The following is a 21266-nucleotide window of genomic DNA, read 5'->3' as shown; positions in this document are numbered from 1 at the left end:
AACTGACCAGGCTGAGCGCCGGGGAACGGCTGGCGGGTTTTATTTATGACCTTGCTGTCCGCTACGGTTTTCAGGGCATTGTCATGCGGGACTTTCGGTTGCCAATGCTGCGCTGTGATATCGCGAACTATATCGGCGTCACGCCGGAAACGGTGACCAGGGAAATCATAAAGCTGGTCGATGCTGGCGCATTCCTGTTCAGTGGGCGGCAAATCACAGGGTTACGACCAGGCATTATGACCCAACGGGCAGGCGATATGCTGTCGTGCCGGAACGATGAACCATTATCAACAACAACGTGGGGGGCCAGGTATGGTCAGTGATGCGATAGCTGAAAAGCTGGAGGACGCCGGGCTGTGGCGAAGAGCGGCGGCCCGATGGCTGGCCGTGATGGACAGGTGTGAGACGGACGCCCAGCGTGAATGGGTCAGCCAGAAGCGGCGGGCGTGCTATTCGAAACTTGCGCCGCCGGAGGATGAGAAACTGAATATCCGCGCCCTGAACCGGGCTGCTAATCAGGCGCAGGACAAAATGGGCATTCGTCAGCCCAGTGGGGCGGCATTCAGAATTAAACCACAAAAAAAAGATAAATAGTTACGGGTAAGCTGGCTGGTGTTGCTCTGGTTGACCCGGCGGGTCTCCCTGTCACATTTTCAACGGTGATATTCCCTCAACACACAGGAGATGTTGCCATGCCAAAGTTATCCGTTGTTCTTCTGGGCGCTACGCTGTCCCTCTTCGCTACAGGTACATTTGCAGCTGTATCGGCCTCTCAGATGAATCAGCCCGTTCAGCACGCACAGGCTACCACGCTCAAACAGGATGCTGCTAAGGCGTCGAAGAAGCATGTTAAAAAGAAAACGGTACGTAAAGCAAAGAAAAAAGCTGTTCGTGCAGTAGTGAAATAATACAACATGGCGGTTTTCTTTCACAGAGAACCGTCCCCTGATAACGGACGGCGATTAAACGAAAAGTTATATTGATCATTAATGTCCTCTACAATTCTTTTTTAACTTTAAATATACAGCCACTAATCCATCCGGAATATTACAGTATTACAGTCTCTGTATTTAAATGGGAATTTTCATGCATAACCCAGAATCCATGAATGCCAGTGCATTTAATGCACGCTCACGGGCTGCGAAAAAAAGCACGCTGGTCAGCGTTGCGGTGAATATCTTGCTGTCACTTTTTCAGATAACGGTGGGGCTGTTTTCCGGCTCGCAGGGGCTGATTGCTGACGGTATACATTCCCTCTCGGATTTGGTCGCCGATTTTGTTGTGCTGATCGCTAACATCAAAAGTCGTAAACCATCGGACAGCGATCACCACTACGGGCACTGGCGCTATGAGAATGGTGCATCGATGATACTGGGAGCGTTGTTATTTTTTGTGGGGATGGGGATGCTCTGGTCGGCTATCGGGAAAATATTACATCCTGAAACCATCCCGACGGTCCACGTTATCGCCCTCTGGGTAGCTCTGGGCGCACTTGCCGCCAAGGAGCTGCTATTCCGCTATATGCTCGCTGTCGCGACACGGATTAAGTCTTCACTGCTGATTGCCAATGCCTGGCATGCCCGTTCAGATGCGGCGTCATCGCTGGTAGTCGCGATCGGTATCATCGGGAATCTCATGGGGCATCCGTACTGCGATCCGATTGCGGCGCTGATTGTCGGCGTGCTGGTGGCCCGCATGGGGTATTCATTTGCGTTCAATGCCCTGCATGATTTGATGGACCGTTCAGTGGATCCTGTTACAGAGCAGGCAATCAAAGAGACTCTTCTTGCCACGCCCGGTGTTGCTGGACTCCATGACCTGAAAACCCGAAAGTCTGGCGATCTCATTCTGGTGGATGTGCATATTGAGGTTCCTGGTGAACTTTCAGTTATTGCCGGACACGATATTGCGGTCGATGCACATAACCGGGTGATGGCAGACCACAATGTTCTCAACGTAATGATTCATATCGATCCACATGGGTCTGCCGACAATTGCAGGACGGTATTTTCCCCCTCAAACAAGGATAGTGGGAAGTGAAAAAAAGGAAGGATAAAGCGCCGGGTAGTATCAGCCCAGTGAAGGGGGCATCGGATCCACGTAACCACAGGACATACTGGACGTTAGCCGAAATTGCCTTTCTGGAGAAACATTACGGTAGCATGCCGGTTAAGGAAATATCGGCAGAACTCGGGCGCAGTATTAGAGGGATTCAGGGGATAGCGTTTAACCTGGGGCTTTCAAAACCACGGGCTGATTCGTGGAGCGAACAGGAAATGGAGATACTGAAAACATACTACAACTACGGTAAAGGGCTGGAGAAGGTTCAGGCATTATTACCGGGTCGTTCCACCACGGCAATTACAGTGCGGGCAAACCGGGCTGGGCTGGCTCCGGAAAGGCACCCATGGACTCCCCGGGAGCAACAATTTTTAAAGAAACATTATGGTAGCATGCCTGTCGAGGATATTGCAAAAGCACTCGGCAGGACGGTCAGGGCCGTGAGAGGTGCTGTAGTCATATATAAACCGGACAAGGTGCAAATTACTCCCCGCTGGACTGAGCAGGAGCTGGCGATAATACGCACTCACTACCTCAGTGATTTGGCTTATGTTCTGTCTCAGTTACCGGACAGAACCCGGGATGCCATTCGGGTGCAGGCAATAAAAATGAATATACGATTAAAGACGCGCTGGAGCGAAGAGGAAGAGCAGATTGTGCGAGAGTTTTATCCAGTTATGGGTAAAAAGGTTGCTGATAAGTTACCGGGGCGAACTGCCCTGGCTATTATGTACTGTGCAATGCGCCTGGGGTTAACAAAATAACGGGGCTGAATATCAGCGTGCAAGATTACGATAAACCAGCTGATTTATTCACATTTTTTTGACAGGTTTTACCACGAAAATATTTAATTGACTGTTTATTTAAAGGTGTAAGGATGAGTGATGTGATTTATGATTGTTACTGGGAAGGCCCTTTTAGTTTAGACGAAGTGCAGGATAAAATTGTCAGCAGAAATAACGGGCATTGTTTATACCAGATATACGGAGACCATCCCTGCTATGGGAATGACGTTTTGTTATATATCGGCCAGACCAGAAAAGGGATAGATCAGCGATTCAAACAACATAATCGTCGTTTTTCTGCGCAATGCAATAAGGTGACCGTGTTTATTGCTTCCTGTGGTGAGTTTACGACCTGGAAAAACTGGCATGGTACGGAAGCATATACGTTACCCGCTGTCGATGAACTTGATGCTATTGAGGCCTTACTCATTTATGCGCATCAACCAGCATATAACAGCCGGGAAAAATGCCAGCCGATATTCTCAGGCCATGATTTTCGGATATTCAACACCTACAGAAGAAAAGCACTGATGCCTGAGATTAGCACATTGTTTTACCGTGACGATGTTAATTCGGTTGAGTGTGATAATCTGCCTAAAGTTCAATAATCCCCCAATCTGGAGTGCCGTTTGACAGTACCACTACCTAAACGCCCAACTGAAGAACTTGCTCACCTTGCCTGGTGCATCCTCGTGGCCGTTGGCCTTGCCAGACAGGAAGGTAAAGCGCCTTCAGGGCTACAGACGCATATGTTCATCATGCAGTGGTTGCTGACGGCACAGAAACGTAAGCTGTTTCCCCGAACGTTAGCATCGGACATCATCTGGCTGCAGGAGCAGGGTAAGCGTTACGGACCATCAGCGCGGCTTTACAGCAAGGTTGAGTACATCTGGCTCGCCAGCTCCGGCGAGCTTACTCAGCAGAGTACACTGTTTCGCTTTACGTATATGATTGACACTCTTCGGGCAATGGGCTGGAAAGATATGCTGTTGTCAACAAAAGAATGGGCCGCTGGTGGAACCCCGGCAGGTAATGTCTGTGCGATCTACACCCCGAAAGACGAGCTGCATCAGGTGTTCACCGACAAGGGCGAACTCATCAAACCGATGGCGCTGCGGCTTACTGGCGATATCAGCGGTATTCCCGCATTACTGGCACAGTGTAATCTGCACGCTGAACGGTTGCCTGATGATGACGGATATGTCGTTTATCAACTATTGCCAGAATCGGGAAATGTACATTCTTCAGCACCGTAGCAGGGTTAAAGCTGGTGGTAAAAGAAAACAAAAAAAGAATACTGTCATAAAAGGACGCCCAGCCACGAAGGTTGAGCATCCTGTTTTTTTATTTAACATGCATGATGTTATAACATTACAATAAAATCATTCTGGCAGAGCACCCGCCAGATTCTTCGCTGAAACACTGCTGGTAGATTGTTCCGGTGCCGCAGGGGATGGCGCCGTAGCCGTCAGCACGACTGGTGGAGCCGCTCCCGGCTGGATGTTCAGAAACGACGCCAGCATCGTGCGCAGTGTTTCCGGGCTGGTGTTGTCTGCCAGCAGCGCGGCCAGTACAGACGGCAATCGGTTGTCAATCTCGCCCAGCGCAATACCTGCAAGTAATGCCGTTCGTGATAGTTCACCGCGATCGCCCCTGTGATGCGCCTCAATCCGGGCATCCGCAAAACGTTCGCTGGCATGCGAATCAGGGCGAAGGTAAATCAGCACTTTTCTGCGGTTCATTGCTACCTCCGTCAGCCAATGGCTTTCAAACCGCGTACCAGCGCGAACTGTGGATCCTGAGCCACAAAGAAACGCTCTTCGCGCAGGTTAACATGAATACGAATGTCATCAGCCAGCAGACAGGCTCCGCCGCCTACGACAGCGACGTGGGTATAGCCTTTAAAGCGATCAACCGCTTCCAGTACCCGCGCACGGTAACGCGCGATACCGCTGTGGATTGCCTGTTTTATGGCATCTACAGAATGTGGATCGTTAATATTGTTCGCCAGGTAGGTATCGTCGAACCGTTTGATGATCAGCCGATCTACGTTGTAACGGGACAGCGCCATACCTGCTTTGCGTAACGCCTGCTGCACTTCATCGGTCACCAGCGATACGCCTAACGCCGGATCGCCGTAGATGCGTGATACCGAGGACATCTGGCCCGCCACCTGTGAGATATCCAGCGTTGTTCCCCCGAGGTCAACAATCAGCACTGAATTAGACGACGAGAGTTGATCGCACAGCGCAATCCCGGCAGGAATGGACTCCGGGCGCACGGTAACGCGAGTGATGGTAAACAGGTGACCGTTATTCAGTACCACCGGTTGCAGCAGGCTCTGTTTCTTGCGCTCAATGTTATCAAGCCGGTACTGAGCATCTTCGTCGTAGAACTCTGCCAGCGGCAGCGTTACCACAATATCCACACACTGCGGTGCAAGCCCACAGGTTCGTAGCGCGTGATGGACTGCAACGGCATTGAGTGGGCTGTATTGCCATTCGATATTACTGGTGGTGAGGGAATCGGGGGAAATGAGATCGAACGAGTATTTCTCCTTGCCTGCCGTGTAGTTAAACTGCTCGCCGTTGCCAAACGTGGCTGACCAGCCTCTTTTGAAGCTGTTAGGGCTGATATGAGTGAACGTTTTGCCGTGCTGCTCCCACAGCATTTTTATATGAGTCGAACCATCGTCGATATAAATGCGCATTATGTTGCCTCCTTGAGCCATAAATGAGTCGAAAATGAGATGTACAGATTTGTTTGATTCAGGACAGACGGTGTTTGCACCAGTACAGAGCACATTCAGAGAATATGTTGAGAATTCAAAGATTTTCTAACTGTGTGAATACATTTGTATATCAGGAATAAGGAAGGGGAACATTCTGAAGATAACGGGGGTGCCAGCCATAAATGTAGCCGGGCCCCATTATGGATAGAAAAGAAAGCCGATTTGAAAGGGGACTGCAGAAGGGTGATGGCGGGTTGTGTTATGCATGAATGTTTATATTCAGTCGCATTATGTTTTCTGCAATTCCCTGAGTGTTAATGGAACGGCCACTTTGGTATTAATGAACTGTAGCTGTTCATTCTGACCAGTTGAGCGTAGTTAGTTATCTGGTTGTCATAGGAAAGCCTCATTATACTGTCAATTGATGCGCTGTTGCTGGCCGTATATTTATACTCGCTGCCATCATCATTTTTTATGTCAAAATAAGCATTCATCAGAACAGGTTTCTGATTCTGAACTAAGCTCCATTGTAATACCTGAACAGCACGCTCTCCCAGGGGGAGGGACTGAGTATTATGAATGTCAGTATCCAGTTTAGACAAATCCATCTGAAATCTTTTGCGCATTTTTTCCTTATTGTCTTGCGAAATGATATCGTTGACGGGTAATGACAGCCCATCCATCAGGTGTTGAGTATATGCTTTACTTGATTCATGTCCTTTTATTTCCGCTGACTTTTGCAGGGTTGAGTAATCTTTGACTCCCTTTAACTCACATTTATATTCAACAACTTTCCTTCCCATCTTATCTGTTGACTGTGTCCAGTTTGCTGAATTGCAAATTGTTCTGTGGTCAAGCATGTTTCCAACATTTAGAGACTGGTCATACCCGTAAACAAGAGATTTAACGCTATCAATTTCTGTATCATTACAACCCTGAAGAAAAAGGAAGGGCAGCAACAGGCCGTATTGTTTCAATTTAACACTCCGGAATTGTTAATTGTCATTATCTGTAGCTCGGGCATCGTCTGGATACCCGGATTACAATCAATGTATTGCTTATTCGTTGACAATCCAGCCATCAGCATCATCTGTATCAGTATTAATTTTATCATTGACCGGTTGATAAATATTGCTTAACTGAGTATGGAAGTAGTCTTTGCATTTAATTTGCTTGATTAACTTTTTATCCTTAAAGATACCAAGGTTACTCACTGTACCTTGCCCTGTTTCACTGAAATAAGTGACATAATCAAATTTACCATTGGTGAAACGATAATACACACCTTCATTACTGGCAAAGCTAACATGCCCAAATGTCATAGTGTAGTAGTCGTTGGGGTTATTGGGTAATGCCAGTTCAGAGGGTTTGCCCGGCTTTCCATAGACATATGTCAGATTTTCACCGTTCCATGCGACTTTAACCTCACGACCATTGGTTAACTGGCATTGCATTACCGTGGTATCGGCAGCTGTTGCAGTAGCAAGTGACGAGAGTAATAAACAGAATATGACTGTTATTGATTTAAACATTATGGTCTCACTTATTTCTTTTGATTATTTTTTTATGAAAAAGCCTCGCGCATTATTGATTGAGGCTTTCATTACAGGTTGGGTTTATTTGTTTTTATCTCTTCTTTCTGCCTCTTTTTTTAAAACATCTGGAATTTGCTTCACAGAAGCATTAATGAAGCGTCGAATGAGTTTTGACTTTATATACATAAAGAAAATGATAATTGCGATGAAAGCGATTAGGACAGGCATTATGTGTAATCCCAGTTACTTTCATTACAGCCAGGACATCGTACTTTAAACCCTGAAACCAGTCCTGCAATAAAGTCTGGTCTGGAGAAGTTAGACAAACCTGCTCTTTCAGCTTTATCCTTCCCTGCTTGTCCAATAACAAGACCTGCCATTTTTGACGTTGAGACCTCTTCATTACATGATTTACATTTAAACATTGAGTTATCCTTAGGGTTATTTAATCAGGAGTATTGAGTAACGCTCTTTCGACATATCGGACACGTATGGATACGTATGATATTGTCACTCTTGAATACCATGATTTTCTTCCAGTGACAGCATGTGCAACGCCAGGTAACTATACGAAAATACCGGCACACCATTGTCTACTCCACAAATAAACTGACGTTTATTACACCTGTATTTTAGGGGGGGATTTAAATATAGTTAATAGATATATATTTAATTTTCTGGGTAATCAGATTTGTTCATTTCATGAAACGATTCATTACACCATGAACAAACACTGACAGGCTGTATTCTCCCTTATTGTTCTTGATCAACATTGGTTCGAGTTGCTCAAGATCTCGATAAATTGTTTTTCTACTGACACTGAATTTTTCCTCAAGCGTTGAGACATGGTTCGAACCTGTCTGATAAAGCTCAATAACGATTGAAATCATTCTTGAACCTCTTGTTTGACGTTCCCGCATATATTCTCCATTTTGTATTTGTTGTTTACATTCAGATGTTATCTGGATTGATTATCGATTGGAAAGTACTTATTTACGTAAAATAACGTTCCACTCGCGTGTTTTATTAATTTGTCAGTTTAGTGACAAAATGACTCTTTTTGCTAAATAGTGATCATGGAAACTTCATTATTTACTTTTTATTAAAATCAATTGGTTATGACTCCATTTAATCTGCACTTTAAATATTGCGGATTAAGAGCATGACCAGAGTGACAGTGATGTGTCATTTGACTTTTTGTGCTATTTTGACTCACGATTCATTAAATGTGTGTTCACAGTCCACACAGCAGTATTCATCAAAAACTGTCCCGTCCAGTTTCTCTCCTGCTACGGATCCTGCCAGTGCGCCTGCACCCGCGCCAAACAGAAAGCCCAGAATACCTCCTGCAAGAGTACCAACGACAGGAATTGCTGAGCCGATCAGCGCACCTGCTGAGGCACCTTCCAGCCCTGCGATGCCTCCCGCGACAGTTCCAAGGCTTCCACCGATGTTTTTTCCGACATGCCTTTTCAGCACATTTGTTGAGTGGCAAGATGGACATTGCATATACTTTTCCTTGATTGAGATAATAAAAAAGCCTGTCTGAATGAACAGACAGGCTCGTGTGTGAAATGGGTTGTCAGGGGGAAAGCATCACATTTCAGCGGGTAACGGGAAACTGGTTACCCTGTTTTCTTTGAGAATTCATAAGGGGTGACATATCCACCACGATTTGCATCGAGGTAATCAGCCCACCACTGCATCATTTGCTTACGTTCATCAAGATGTTCTGCAAGATAAATATAAGCAGCACGGACGTTACTTCTTTCCTGGTGACTCATCTGCCGCTCCACGGCATCTTTTGACCACAGGCCGGATTCGATCATGGCACTACATGCCATAGTACGAAAGCCGTGGCCGCAGATGTCGGTTCTGGTATCAAATCCCATCTTACGTAATGCCTTATTGATGGTGTTTTCGCTCATCGGTTTATAAGGATTGTGAGCCCCGGTAAAAATCAAATCGAATTCACCGCTGATCTCACGGATCTGTTCCAGTATCTCAACGGCCTGCTTACTCAATGGAATAAGATGTGGTGTGCACATTTTGGCACCACGCGTGGAGAACCTGACTCCGGTAATCTCTTCACGCTTGTCAGGAAGTGTCCAGAGTGCGCGTTTGAAGTCAATTTCAGGCCATCGGGCAAAGCGTAACTCACTGGAACGGATGAAGATGAGCAGAGCCAGTCTGATAGCCAGTATGGTGAGAGGTTGCCCATGATAGGTGTTCATTTTTTCCAGCAGGTCAGTGACGCTGTTAAAAGGCAGGGCGGGATGGTGTTCAGACTTCTGTGAGGAGATCGCGCCTCTCATATCCAGAGCAGGGTTATAGCTGATATAGGCGTTCTGAACAGCAAAGCGCATTATGTTGATAATACGGCTTTGCAACCGGCAGGCCGTATCAATGTTATCCCTTGCCTCCACCACTTTAACGGGTGCCAGCAGATCGCGGGTATTCAGTTTCGCGATATCACATTCTCCGAGTGTCGGGAACAGATGTGTTTCCAGTGAAGTGAGCACTCGCCTGGCATGCGCGGGCTCCCATTTTCGATTGCTTTTGTGCCATTCACGGGCCACATCAGCAAAGGTACGGATGTTTGTGTCCCCTTTCTTCTGGTCACGTTTTTCCTGGTTGGGGTCGATACCGTTAGCGAGTTGTTTTCGGGCCTCATCGCGTCGGAGTCGCGCTTCAGCTAATGAGATTTCGGGGTAGGGGCCGATAAGATAGGTCTGAGGCTTTCCCGCGAAGTGATAGAGAAAGCGCCAGCGTTTTGAGCCCGTACTGAAAACGAAAAGATAGAGTTTGTCTGCGTCGTAGATTTTGATGAATTTTTTGTCTGCAGGGCATTTTGCATTGCGGACAGCCATATCAGTGAGTGCCATAAAAAACGCCTCTTTCGCCACTATTCTGAGGTACCGATTTTATCGAACTAAATATACCTCGAATGATACCTCAGAAAAGATGTTGATGTGGGGAGAATCAGGTTGAGTTCAGTAGACTATCAGGAGAAGGAAAGGTTCGTAAGTTGCGGACTTAGAAAAGAAAAATGGACGTCAGTTGACGTCCATTGATAATAGGGTGGTGCCCGGACTCGGAATGAATTTAGATTTGTAGGTATATTGATGCATATGGATTTTATTGTGTTCTATAAATAATAAGGCCCCCAGTAGGGCCCCCTTCTGCAGAGCGTCAAAATTTGACGGTTGAACGGGAATTTTCACGTCCATTTGAACTCTTTTTGATGGCTCAGTGCTCTGGCCTTTTGCGGAATCGTACTGAGCACCAACAGCGTTTGAAAATGATATCATAAAATGGCTCCTTACTGTTGAGTGGGCAACGCCCCCGGATAGTGCCGGGCGATAATGTCATTCAGCTTATCGACCAACTCTGGTCGTTTGAAGCTGATATGCGCCGTTCCTTTCTGAAAGTATTTTATCGCAAACATCTCATCCTCATAGCGGGTGCTGTGCCTGTTCTCATGGATATGGTCGCCGAGACGACGGGTAACGTCAGCGCGGTTGTCGGGAACCGGCTTACCATCCAGAAGCATCAGCATACGCTCAAGGTCAGCCAGGCGGTCACGCTGCCAGCCCCAGTTAAGCCCAAATCCCCAGCGGTCATATTTGACCAGTCCCGTCACAATGATTTTTGCGCCAAATTTGCAGGGGCTATTGGTCTTATAATTCCAGCTCAGCCCTTTGAACACATTTATCACTCCGCGCTCAAACACCTCCCCCTTGTTCAGATGCAGTTGCTCAAAGGTGCTCAGAATATTGGCTTCACTGACGGCAGGAATATCCTCCCCTTCAAGGTTTTTGTACCACTCGTCACGGGCCTGAGCATCCATCAGGCTCAGCATCCCCGATTTCTTCATCAGATCTTTCCAGATACTGCGATCAATATTGCGGGTGATCGCCTTCATCGCGGTTTCGGAGCTCTCCATCAGCCAGCAGTCATAACGGTATTGCCGCACTCCCCATTCATTCGCTTTGCCCCCGCCAATACTGTCGGTTAATGCAGAAATATCATCAAGTTGCTGTATCAACGTTTCAATTTGTGCCAGCGCGGCATTACGTCCCGTGACAATACGCTCAATGCTGGTGGAGCAAATCACGTCTGCGTGGCCGGTTAATACTTCGGGTTCGGTGAGAGTAAGGTCTGACATCATTTTTATTTCCTTTATATAAAGCAAAGCACCAGCCGGTGAGGGCTGGCGCTTATGCGTGTGTAATGAGTACGGACAGGGGTTAATCTGTTCCGGCCTTTTGCAGAAGCTGCAGATGGCGGAAATCGCGAACGTCCTGACGCGCACGTTCAATCCAGGGCAACAGCACTGCTGAATCGGTGTTGTCCTGCAGCCAGCCAATCAGAATGTTGAGTGCCGCTTCGGTGGTTAATTCCGGCAGGTGAAAACCTTGTGGAGATTGAGGTTGGGTTACCAGTCAAAGGTAGCGAAGCCGGGCAGCAATTCACCCAGAGCATCCAGATGGATAATTCTGATGGCATAGCGATGTACCAGCGTCACGATTAGCCGACGACAGGCCTTCGATAATCCCCGCTTCTTAAGCTGGAGTACCGGGTACTGCCAGGCATCCAGATAAATCAGATAACCGGATCCGGTATAGCTAATCCATTCACTGTCACCATGATCTTCATGCTGGTGCGAAAGGGTATACAGCAGGCTGTTATCAGCTTCGGAGATATGGGCGGTACTGCACTGAATGCCATTCAGCCGGGCAACGGGCGGAAGCGGATCTTCAACAACCAGCTTCCCGGGGGAGTCAGCAACGCGAAGCGAATAACCGTTGTCACAGACCACATCGATCAGCGCAGCCAGTTCAATGCCGTCAATATCGACGGCTACCAAAGAGCTACTGCCGCGCGATACCGATGCACGCATCGTCATTGCCCGTCGCCTCATCGCCGAGCGCTGCTTATACGGTGTTGACCTCAACCCGCTGGCAGTCGAACTCGCCAAGCTTTCCATCTGGCTAGTAACGTTAGCTAAGGGCCGACCATTTGGGTTTCTTGACCACAATTTACGTTGCGGTGACAGTTTGCTAGGCATCCATCGGATGGATCAACTTACCCAGCTTTCGATGAGTCCTACAACTCAAGGACAGCTGCGTCTGTTTGGTAAAGATATCAAGCAGGCCGTGCACGAAGCCATTGCGCTGCGCCAGCAATTACGTGAAACACCTATCCGTAATATGCACGATGTGGAATCTATGGCAGAGCTGAATGCCAATGCACGAGGCAGACTAAATGTGCCGGAATGTATTGCAGACGCGTTTATTGGGGAAGTATTTGCTACTGGCGGCAATGCCGTAGCATTGGAAACAGCTTTAGCATCTCTTGCCATCCAAGCCGAGCAAGCTATGGAAGGTGATAATGAACAATTAGCGTTAATGCAGCAAAGGGCAATCACTGCTTTTTCTACTGATTTGCCCACCGGTAAGCTGTCTCGTAAACCTTTCCATTGGCCATTAGAATTTCCTGAGGTGTTTGAGCATTGTGGAGGATTTGATGGCATTGTAGGTAACCCCCCTTTTCTTGGAGGAAAGCGTATCAGCACTGTGACAGGAGCTGCCTACAACGAATGGCTTTCCATTGAACATCCAGGAGCTGGTAAAAACGCTGATTTGGTAGCGCATTTCTTCCGCCGTGCTTGGAATATTATTCGAGGCAGTGGTAGTTTCGGATTTATTGCTACAAACTCTATTGCGGAGGGCGATACTAGAAAAGGTGGGCTTGAATGGATGCTGAACGATGGAGCTATCATCTACGCAGCCTATCCTAACGAACCCTGGCCAGGAAAAGCAGCTGTCGTTACAAGTCGTGTGCATATCCACAAGGGCGTATGGAAAGGTCAACGCAATTTACTCGGAAATAAGAAATCTTTCATTTCAGCATTCCTATCTGATCGTGAGGAATGGAGTCCGAAGCGACTGAAAGCGAACGCGGGTTTAGCATATCAAGGCTCGATCGTACTAGGTAAGGGTTTCTTACTCTCCCCTGTTCAAGCTCGCAGGATGTTGGATGCAGATCCTAGAAACGCCGAGGTGATCTTCCCCTTCATAAACGGAGATGATCTCAATTCGGACCCAGAGCAGAAACCAAGCCGTTGGGTAATCAATTTCTGGGATTGGCCGGAAAAAAAAGCAGCTACTTACAAAGAACCTTATGAATGGATCAAAGAAAATGTGTACCTTGAGCGGCTGGGTAAGAGCAAAGAAAAGTCCTACCGCGACATCATGTCTATGTGGTGGTTGTTCTGGCGCCACCGTCCGGAACTCTACCATGTAATTGGTCGTGGTCATCATTTCGAATGCCACCCAAATAACTGGTCACCCAATGGAGCACTGTCTTCAAAAGTGATTGCGATCACGCGTGTCAGTAAGACACTAGCTTTCTCATTTGTCGATTCCAACATTGTGTTTTCAGATGCTACCGTTGTGTTCTCACACAATCGTGGTAGAAATTTTGCTCTGTTACAATCGAATATACATGCTGTCTTCGCATGGCAGCATGCATCAAGACTCAAGACAGACTTGCGATACAGCCCTACAGATGCGCTTGAACCATTCGTTTTCCCGGATGGATTCAATGATGTAAAGGACTGTTTGCTTGATGACTTAGGTAATAGGTTCCATGAAGCACGCATTGAAATTATGCTTGCTGATCGCATCGGTCTGACTAAGTTTTATAATCGCTTCCATACACACACCGAACGCGATCCCCGTATTGAGGGATTACGCGCATTGCAATGTGAAATGGACATTAGTGTCACACACGCCTACGGCTGGGACGATCTCGATCTCGGGCACGGCTTCCACGAAGTACCATATCTGCCCGAGAGAGATCGCGTCCGTTTCACTATATCGGAGACTGCCCGTGTCGAAGTACTGCAGCGGTTGTCAGAACTGAATCGCCTTCGCTATCAGGAGGAACTTGCTGCTGACTTGCATGTAAAAGCGGCTAAAGCTAAGAGATTAAGCACGCCACGAAAATAATCCCCAACATTAATTTCAAACTAAGTTTGAGTTTGAGAAAGGTAGTTCATTAATGATCAACGCAACCCCCGTTGATCTTGTTGTCACGGCTCAAAATTTCGTCTAGAGCGGTATGGAGGGAAATAATGATAAATGATAAACCAACCAGATCACCTAATGCATGGTTCGCGATTGACCGTGCCCAAGTGAAAGATCCGACCTTAGCCCTCTATACGCAGCGCTTAAAAGGCGAGCGAGAACTCAATCAAGGCATCTCAAATGACGATTGGATCGTGATTCTAGATACCTCAGGCCATATCACGCGAATCGGACGCATTCTGCGTATTCGTTCCGATCTTGAAAGTACTACGCTGTTTTTCGATCGCATGTTGCACGTCAAGCCATCTATTTCGGTTGGTATGACCTCGCTGACACTACCAGCAAAAGGAAGTTCTGGTCGTATTCAATGGAAAGAATTCATTGAAATGCTCCCAAATGCACTGAATACGAATATTGCTGAAATACCAAAAATCGGGGATCAAACCTATATCCGCGAACTGCTGCAATTGGCTGTGATGGACGACTTGCTTGGCCCTGCTGGTGGCCCTAATGAGCTCATCGTCGATATGGGTGTACGCGACCGCTACCTAGTTGGCAAGCTAGCCCCACGTGAAGCAGCCGAAAGAGGGCAGGAGTATCCTATTGATGCTGAAGATATTGAAGATGAAGAGCCAGACCTGATCGTCAAGGCGAAGACTGCAAAGGTGAACTCTCCCCCAGTCCTTGGTAGCGGCGAAACCGATACGGCAGAAGAGATCGATGCAGCCAGCAATCAGTCATTGGTGCCCAGTAGCCTCGGCATGACTTTCTGCGTGGATGGCGACGTCGATCGGATCGAGATCGAAGCGTGTTGGGGGCGATATGAGCGTGTGCCAAATGATGAACATCAATTCTTTAAGTCCAATGGGCAAAAAGCTAAGGTTTGGAAACGCATTCCTTGCGGCGGCAAGATCGTACTCCCCCTGATCGAAGGCTCGATTTCACACAATGCTCCGGATAGTACTTCCCCGGAAGTTAGAGTGCAGGGCTCTATTCGAGCCAAAAATGACAATGGTGATCGACTGATTACACTCTTCCTCGTTAATGCGCAGGAAGAACCGGATACAAACCGTGATACGGCATGGGTGTTTCAACCAGAGCTGATCGTTCGAGCAGAGAAAGATGCTGCCAAGCCTGCCATTTTCAGGCGCAGGCCGGTACTAGATGCAGATGGTATGGACCCAGAGCGCGAAGCACTTGAGATGATCTACCGAGATCGTGTCGAGTTCGCCGTGGGTCATGGAGTTGCAGTTCATGCAGAAATAGCGGATGACGTCACACTAGCCACCGAAGTGCGTACCACAGTGATGCCACAGTACGAAGTTCAGGCAACTGAGACTCCTGGGCTTGAGCTATCCGATCGTCCAGCTATGCGAGAAATGGTCAGCAGTGGTCTGCTTGATATGCAACGACTAGCCACTTTGGACATTGACCCATTAGTTGATGCCTTGAGTGTGCTAACTAATGACTACGCTACCTGGATTGATGAACAGAACTTGAATGTGAGCAGCAAGGCCAAGGGCTTCAAAACCCAAGCCCAAGCGGCCTTAGATCGTTGTCAGGAGATCCATACCCGCCTGCAACAAGGTATCAATACACTTAAGCATAATGAGAATGCTCTGGCGGCCTTCCGTTTCGCCAACCAAGCGATGGCCACGCAGCGTATACGCAGCTTGTATGCACTTGCCATGCGCCGAGGCGAGGACGTTACCCTAGATAAGTTCGATGCTCTGAAGAACCGCAGCTGGCGTCCATTCCAGTTAGCTTTTCTGTTGCTGTCGATTCCATCCCTTGCGGATCCGTGTCACCCAGACCGAGTCAAACCTATTGAGGCTTATGCGGACCTGTTGTGGTTTCCTACCGGGGGTGGTAAGACTGAAGCCTATCTGGGTGTAGCCGCCTTCACCATGGCCATTCGACGTATGCAGGGCAATCTAGGCGGGTACGATAGCTCACGTGGTTTGACTGTGATAATGCGTTACACCCTTCGTTTGCTGACACTGCAACAGTTCCAGCGAGCTACAGCACTTATTTGTGCAATGGAAGTGCTGCGACGCGAGGCACTAAATAAGGGTGATAAGTCCCTCGGAACGGAGCCATTCACTATTGGCCTATGGGTCGGCAATAAAGTGACTCCGGGAACGACTGAAGATAGCCATAATGCTATCGAAAAAACACGTAACCCGGGTAGTTATAATGCGGGAACAGCCTCACCCGTCCAACTGACCAGCTGTCCATGGTGTGGTACCGAAATCATTCCTGGGCAAGATGTCGAAGTTAAAAAGGATAAAGCTGGCGGCCGAACGTTTATCTATTGTGGTGACAAAAAAGGACGTTGCGAATTTTCCAAGGGAAAGTCCAGCAAGCAACTACACCCTGGAATACCAGTACTGGTGGTAGATGAAGAAATCTACCACCGTCCTCCGACAATGATGATTGCCACAGTGGATAAGTTCGCCATGATGGCATGGCGTGGCCAAGTGCGGACTCTTTTTGGCCGAGTTGAAAAAGAATGTGAGCGGCACGGTTTACTATGGCCTGGGGCCAATTGCACTGGAAACCACCAAGCATTCAAAGGACAACCTTCAGCTAAAGTGAAGGCCATCCCCCCCATCCGACCACCTGATTTAATAATCCAGGATGAGTTCCACCTAATAAGTGGGCCACTGGGTACCATGGTAGGTTTGTATGAAACTGCCGTCGATGAGCTGTGTAGCTGGACGCTCAACGGAAAAACAGTAAAACCGAAAATCATCGCCTCAACGGCGACGGTGCGCAAAGCCAAAGAACAAGTAAATAATGTATTTATGCGTCAAGTTTCGGTATTCCCGCCACATGGACTAGATGTGGAAGATAACTTCTTCTCAGTTCAACGCCACATTAAGGATAAATTTGGGCGACGTTATCTGGGAGTCTGCTCACCCGGTAGCTCGCGCCCAGCAATGCTTATTCGTGTCTATACCGCTTTCTTAACTGCGGCACAGGAACTATTTGACCACTTCGGAGAACCTGCTGATCCTTATATGACTATGGTCGGCTACTTCAACTCTCTGCGTGAACTAGGTGGAATGAAGCGATTGGCAGAAGATGATGTGCAGACACGTTCCTATCGCGTGCAAATGAGCATGGTGGAACGGCCTGCATTGGCACAACGTAGTGTCAACAACATCCGCGAATTGACTTCTCGTGTATCCAGCCAGGATATCCCAAAGTACCTCGACAATCTTGAGGTCAAGTTTAAGGCCGAGTTTGATAACTCTGCAGGTAAATACGTAACGAAATGGCAGGAGGGTGATACTCGCGCTATTGATGTAGTGCTGGCGACCAATATGCTATCAGTGGGAGTCGATGTGAATAGACTCGGCCTGATGGCAGTGAATGGACAACCTAAGGGAACGGCCGAGTATATTCAGGCTACCAGTCGTGTTGGACGTTCATTCCCCGGCCTAGTTTGCACCGTACTTACGTGGGCCCGACCGCGTGACCTCTCTCATTACGAAACATTCGAACATTACCACGCCACCTTCTACAAGCATGTTGAGGCACAATCGGTAACGCCATTCTCTCCACGTGCTATGGATCGTGGTTTGACAGGGCCGTTGCTAAGTCTTATGCGTCTGAAGAATAACGAGTTCAGCCCGAATGAAGGTGCGGGTAAATTGGATATGTCAAACCAGAGTGAACTCGCTCATGCAATTGAAGTTTTAGCGACTCGTGCAGGCAATGTAGCAGAAGATAATACACGTAAGTTGTTAGCTGAAAATGAACTGAAAGAGCGTGCCGACGAATGGGCCAAAGAGGCCAGTAAAGGCGGACGAATTTTGGGATATGAAAAGAGAGGACCCGAAAAAGACAAGACTGTGGCGTTGATCAAATCACCAGGGCTTCAAGCGTGGGACAACTGGACTGTACCTATGTCAATGCGAGAAGTTGAGTCCGGAGTACGCCTGATTATGGACACCAAATTTATCAAGGACGATCACGATTGGAAGCCTCCTCCTGCAACGAATAACGAGGATTGAATATGATCATCAATAACAAAACTCCAGTCGGCGAAGTACGCCCAAGCCAGTTGCTATGGACTTATGGGCCTGGCGCGCTAATCGATCTACCGAGCCTATCTGTAGTGACACTAGGTATTGACCAGTGGGAGCGAGATCGCTGCCAGCCAATTCAAGAGGCCCGGCTTCTTGCTGCTGTTCGGAAAGTATTAGGATCACAAGTCGAAAATTTGAGAATGCCGCCCTTTCAGAAAAGTGAGCTCGTTGACCCCTGGTCAGCCGAGGCCAACATAGGTGTACCTGTTCGTCCATTTCCTCGCTGGATGCGCTGTGTAAAGTGTGGTTTGTTGTCGCCCTTTGATGATGGTCTGCTTGAGATCAGAGAGGATCGATTCAGGGCCGAACGAACTCGCTTTGTTCACAAAGGTTGTACAGGTTCTAAAAGGAATTTACCCGCTAAGGATGCTGATGCCGTTCCTGCACGTTTTCTGCTTGCCTGTCGTGACGGTCACCTAGATGACTTTCCTTGGCACTACTTTGTCCATGGTGGCAATAGTACCTGCAAAGGGACACTGCGCTTCTTTGAGAGCGGTGCATCCTTACAAACCGAAAACCTGTGGGTACGGTGTGATAGCTGTGAGGCATCACGAAGCATGGCCCATGCCTTCGGCAAAGCCGGTAAAGAAAATCTTCCAGCTTGTCGAGGTCGCCACCCACATTTGGATCAATTCGACATTGACTGCGGTGAAGAACCACGGGCAGTACTGCTAGGTGCCACAAACAGCTGGTTTCCGATAACGCTTTCTGCATTGGCCATACCCCAAACAAAAAATCCTCTCAGTCAGTTGATTCAAGATGGATGGCCGTTCTTTGAAGCAATTACAGCTGAAGTCATGGTTCCCATCGTTGTGCAGACACTCAAGCTAACTGGCGGTCTCCCTGGAATCGACAAATATAGCGTGTCAGACATCTGGTCAGCCATCGAAATGCATCGTTCTGGTGGCGATAGCGAATTTGTCGGTGAAGCCGATATCAAAGGTCCAGAATGGGAAGTGCTGACAGAGGCCAACCCTCCCACGGATTATCCACACTTCATGAGTAAGAAGATCGGAACCCCAGCACAATTCATACCGTACATCAGCCGTGTATTACTACTTGAACGACTACGAGAGGTTAATGCTCTGCTTGGTTTTACTCGAGTAGAGGCACCAGAAGGATCCGGAGAGATAAATGAACGTCCTCAGATGGCTAGCTTGGCACGCAATAAACCTGAATGGGTGCCAGCTAACCAGGTGCATGGGGAAGGTATCTTCATCCAATTCGATGAAAAAGCTCTTGTAGATTGGGAATCACTGGATGCCGTCAAGCAAGTAGACAAGATGCTTCGTGGTGGGCATACCGGTTGGCGTAACTCTCGTAATCTCGATCCGAATGAAGATTACCCAGGTATCCGATATGCCATGCTGCATACCCTATCTCATTTATTGATCCGTGAACTAGCCCTGGAATGTGGATACAACGCAGCAAGTATTCGCGAACGTATCTATGCTGATACATCAAACGGCAGTCCACAAGCTGGTATCTTGATCTACACGGCAGCAGCTGATTCTGATGGCACACTGGGTGGTCTTGTAGATCTTGGTAAACCAGAGAATCTTGGTCGCCTGCTGGTACAAGCATTAAATCGTTCTAAGATCTGTTCTTCTGACCCACTATGTTCTGAACATAACCCGGAGAAAGATCGGTCATTACATGCCGCAGCCTGCCATGCATGTACTCTGGTAGCAGAAACCTCTTGTGAGCAAGGCAATCGCTATTTGGATCGATCGCTATTAGTACCAACCCTTGAGCGTATTCACGCTGCATTTTTTAAGGGTTTTTAACATGGATGAACTCTTAGATGCTGTTGCCGAGCTAGTTTGTCTAGTTTCTCCTGAAAAGATACAAGCGATCGCTGGCCGAATTCGACGGACTGAAGCCTGCAAGGCTCTGCTGGTACTGCCAGGTGCAGTAGGAACTCCCAAGGCAAGTAAAGCTATTGAGAGACTAGCAATTGCATGGCGAAACACCATGGTCAGTTCAGATGAACTAGCATCTATGCTTCTTGCTGCAAGCCATGTTTACTTTAAAGTTAGCTCTGAGCAAAGTACTGAACTTGTATGGACTGGTCCAACAACACCTTTTGTATCTGTTCGCCGTACAGAGCAAGTGCTGCTACAAATAATCAATGCGGCAAAACAGTCTTTATTTATTACCAGCTTTGTTGCCTATGATGTGTCGAGTATTGTGAATGAATTGAATATGGCTATAAAGCGTGGCGTTACCATTACAATGTTGCTGGAATCTTCACAAGAGCATGGTGGTAGTATCAATATTGATATAATCGGTAAGATGCAGACGCTTATACCTGGCGCACATATTTACGCCTGGAATAATAAAAACAATGAATTTTCAGAAGGTCGCGTGCATGCGAAAGTAATTGTTGCCGATGGTCACACTTGTTTTATTACAAGCGCAAATCTAACTGGGTATGCCATGGAGAGAAACATTGAAGCAGGAGTACTTATTACAGGCGGAGGGATTCCAGAAGCACTTAGTGATCATCTGTACTCTCTTATAAACACAAATATCATTAATCTGATTTGATTTATACAGCCTAATATAAAAATGAATCTTCGTGCTTAGGATAAAAAATTGAATACATCTGAAAGTGGATTATTAGAAGTAGCTTGGTATCTGGCAAAGTATGGAAAAAAAAAGCCTCCTGAAGCCCTGGGTGTTGACACATGGAAAGCAGCAATATCACTATTTTATTCAACATTTGGTGCAGGTAAGACGAGAATTGAATTTTATAACAGTCTAAAAAACCACCGTGATCGTTTTGATTCTTGGCTAAGTGATGTACGCACAGGCTGGCGGAATGCTGATGGTTCTCCTGGCGAGCTCCCGATGCCTGCTCAGACTGTTATGAACAAAATGAACAAACTGCCAGAGTCACTTATTGAACCGCGAATTCAGATAATAAGTGCAACGCTCGGTCATGTGGATGGGGGAACGGT

General features: G+C 47.5%; 23 protein-coding genes and 1 pseudogene. 12 read left to right on the top strand and 12 right to left on the bottom strand.

The features are described from left to right. The 7 genes from AAIR21_RS25715 to AAIR21_RS25685 form a co-directional block, all read left to right on the top strand. A partial coding sequence (locus tag AAIR21_RS25715; RefSeq protein ID WP_434682560.1) for a helix-turn-helix domain-containing protein occupies positions 1-323 on the top strand: 323 nt, incomplete at its 5' end. Then, positions 313-594 carry a PerC family transcriptional regulator gene (locus AAIR21_RS25710; protein WP_434682559.1) on the top strand — a complete coding sequence of 94 codons (282 nt, stop codon included), beginning with the start codon at positions 313-315 and terminating at the stop codon, positions 592-594. The genes AAIR21_RS25715 and AAIR21_RS25710, both read left to right, overlap by 11 nt. A 98-nt stretch (positions 595-692) precedes the next feature. After that, positions 693-908, top strand: coding sequence for a hypothetical protein (locus tag AAIR21_RS25705; RefSeq protein WP_434682558.1), 216 nt, complete (start codon positions 693-695; stop codon positions 906-908). A 178-nt stretch (positions 909-1086) separates the two neighbouring features. Next, a complete protein-coding gene (locus AAIR21_RS25700; RefSeq protein ID WP_434682557.1) occupies positions 1087-2040 on the top strand; it encodes a cation diffusion facilitator family transporter in 954 nt (317 codons plus the stop codon). Further along, positions 2037-2825, top strand: coding sequence for an SANT/Myb-like DNA-binding domain-containing protein (locus AAIR21_RS25695; protein WP_434682556.1), 789 nt, complete (start codon positions 2037-2039; stop codon positions 2823-2825). Before AAIR21_RS25700 ends, AAIR21_RS25695 begins: the two co-directional genes overlap by 4 nt. Before the next feature lie 113 nt (positions 2826-2938). Continuing rightward, positions 2939-3454 (top strand): hypothetical protein, encoded by a 516-nt coding sequence (locus AAIR21_RS25690; RefSeq protein WP_434682555.1) that lies wholly within the window; start codon positions 2939-2941, stop codon positions 3452-3454. A 21-nt stretch (positions 3455-3475) separates the two neighbouring features. After that, positions 3476-4102, top strand: a complete 627-nt coding sequence (locus AAIR21_RS25685; protein WP_434682554.1) for a DUF2913 family protein — start codon at positions 3476-3478, stop codon at positions 4100-4102. A 126-nt stretch (positions 4103-4228) separates the two neighbouring features. Here AAIR21_RS25685 and AAIR21_RS25680 read toward each other — a convergent pair whose 3' ends face one another. The 12 genes from AAIR21_RS25680 to AAIR21_RS25625 all read right to left on the bottom strand — a co-directional run bounded on the left by AAIR21_RS25680 (position 4229) and on the right by AAIR21_RS25625 (position 12036). Then, positions 4229-4588 carry a plasmid partitioning/stability family protein gene (locus tag AAIR21_RS25680; RefSeq protein ID WP_434682553.1) on the bottom strand — a complete coding sequence of 120 codons (360 nt, stop codon included), beginning with the start codon at positions 4586-4588 and terminating at the stop codon, positions 4229-4231. An 11-nt stretch (positions 4589-4599) separates the two neighbouring features. Beyond that, positions 4600-5556, bottom strand: coding sequence for a plasmid segregation protein ParM domain-containing protein (gene parM, locus AAIR21_RS25675; RefSeq protein ID WP_434682552.1), 957 nt, complete (start codon positions 5554-5556; stop codon positions 4600-4602). 335 nt (positions 5557-5891) lie between these two features. After that, complete coding sequence (locus AAIR21_RS25670; RefSeq protein WP_434682551.1) at positions 5892-6554, bottom strand: hypothetical protein; 663 nt, start codon at positions 6552-6554, stop codon at positions 5892-5894. Positions 6555-6635: 81 nt separating this feature from the next. Continuing rightward, a complete protein-coding gene (locus tag AAIR21_RS25665) occupies positions 6636-7109 on the bottom strand; it encodes a hypothetical protein (RefSeq protein ID WP_434682550.1) in 474 nt (157 codons plus the stop codon). Between the two features lie 230 nt (positions 7110-7339). After that, a complete protein-coding gene (locus tag AAIR21_RS25660) occupies positions 7340-7537 on the bottom strand; it encodes a hypothetical protein (protein ID WP_434682548.1) in 198 nt (65 codons plus the stop codon). A gap of 270 nt (positions 7538-7807) precedes the next feature. Further along, positions 7808-8032, bottom strand: coding sequence for an HTH domain-containing protein (locus AAIR21_RS25655; RefSeq protein WP_434682547.1), 225 nt, complete (start codon positions 8030-8032; stop codon positions 7808-7810). 292 nt (positions 8033-8324) lie between these two features. Further along, the gene (locus AAIR21_RS25650) at positions 8325-8621 is read right to left on the bottom strand and encodes a hypothetical protein (RefSeq protein ID WP_434682546.1); all 297 of its coding nucleotides are present in this window, start codon (positions 8619-8621) and stop codon (positions 8325-8327) included. Between the two features lie 116 nt (positions 8622-8737). Next, positions 8738-9997, bottom strand: coding sequence for a tyrosine-type recombinase/integrase (locus AAIR21_RS25645; protein WP_434682563.1), 1260 nt, complete (start codon positions 9995-9997; stop codon positions 8738-8740). Between the two features lie 171 nt (positions 9998-10168). Next, positions 10169-10423 carry a hypothetical protein gene (locus tag AAIR21_RS25640; RefSeq protein ID WP_434682545.1) on the bottom strand — a complete coding sequence of 85 codons (255 nt, stop codon included), beginning with the start codon at positions 10421-10423 and terminating at the stop codon, positions 10169-10171. 11 nt (positions 10424-10434) lie between these two features. Continuing rightward, the gene (locus AAIR21_RS25635; protein ID WP_212563156.1) at positions 10435-11280 is read right to left on the bottom strand and encodes a DUF4942 domain-containing protein; all 846 of its coding nucleotides are present in this window, start codon (positions 11278-11280) and stop codon (positions 10435-10437) included. Between the two features lie 82 nt (positions 11281-11362). Next, positions 11363-11521 carry a hypothetical protein gene (locus AAIR21_RS25630; RefSeq protein WP_434682561.1) on the bottom strand — a complete coding sequence of 53 codons (159 nt, stop codon included), beginning with the start codon at positions 11519-11521 and terminating at the stop codon, positions 11363-11365. Positions 11522-11550: 29 nt separating this feature from the next. Beyond that, on the bottom strand, positions 11551-12036 hold the full coding sequence (locus AAIR21_RS25625) for a DUF5983 family protein (RefSeq protein WP_434682544.1): 486 nt from the start codon (positions 12034-12036) through the stop codon (positions 11551-11553). Between AAIR21_RS25625 and AAIR21_RS25620 the strand changes: the two genes are divergently transcribed. The 5 genes and pseudogenes from AAIR21_RS25620 to AAIR21_RS25600 all read left to right on the top strand — a co-directional run. Continuing rightward, positions 11957-14128: an Eco57I restriction-modification methylase domain-containing protein gene (locus tag AAIR21_RS25620; RefSeq protein WP_434682543.1), complete on the top strand. Its 2172-nt coding sequence runs from the start codon at positions 11957-11959 to the stop codon at positions 14126-14128. The two genes, AAIR21_RS25625 and AAIR21_RS25620, sit on opposite strands and share 80 nt — an antisense overlap. 125 nt (positions 14129-14253) lie before the next feature. Next, positions 14254-18228, top strand: a complete 3975-nt coding sequence (gene drmA, locus AAIR21_RS25615) for a DISARM system helicase DrmA (protein WP_434682541.1) — start codon at positions 14254-14256, stop codon at positions 18226-18228. A 2-nt stretch (positions 18229-18230) separates the two neighbouring features. Further along, positions 18231-20090 (top strand): DUF1998 domain-containing protein, encoded by a 1860-nt coding sequence (gene drmB / locus AAIR21_RS25610; RefSeq protein WP_046458785.1) that lies wholly within the window; start codon positions 18231-18233, stop codon positions 20088-20090. A gap of 1 nt (position 20091) precedes the next feature. Then, on the top strand, positions 20092-20853 hold the full coding sequence (gene drmC / locus AAIR21_RS25605) for a DISARM system phospholipase D-like protein DrmC (RefSeq protein ID WP_434682539.1): 762 nt from the start codon (positions 20092-20094) through the stop codon (positions 20851-20853). A 48-nt stretch (positions 20854-20901) separates the two neighbouring features. Further along, positions 20902-21266, top strand: a pseudogene (locus AAIR21_RS25600) (HNH endonuclease); the annotation flags it as partial.

It is taken from the genome of Enterobacter sp. PTB, assembly GCF_051130085.1.
Taxonomy (GTDB): Bacteria; Pseudomonadota; Gammaproteobacteria; order Enterobacterales; family Enterobacteriaceae; genus Enterobacter; species Enterobacter ludwigii.
The sequence above is the reverse complement of the archived record's forward strand: the minus strand, read 5'-3'. Positions and strand labels throughout refer to the sequence as shown.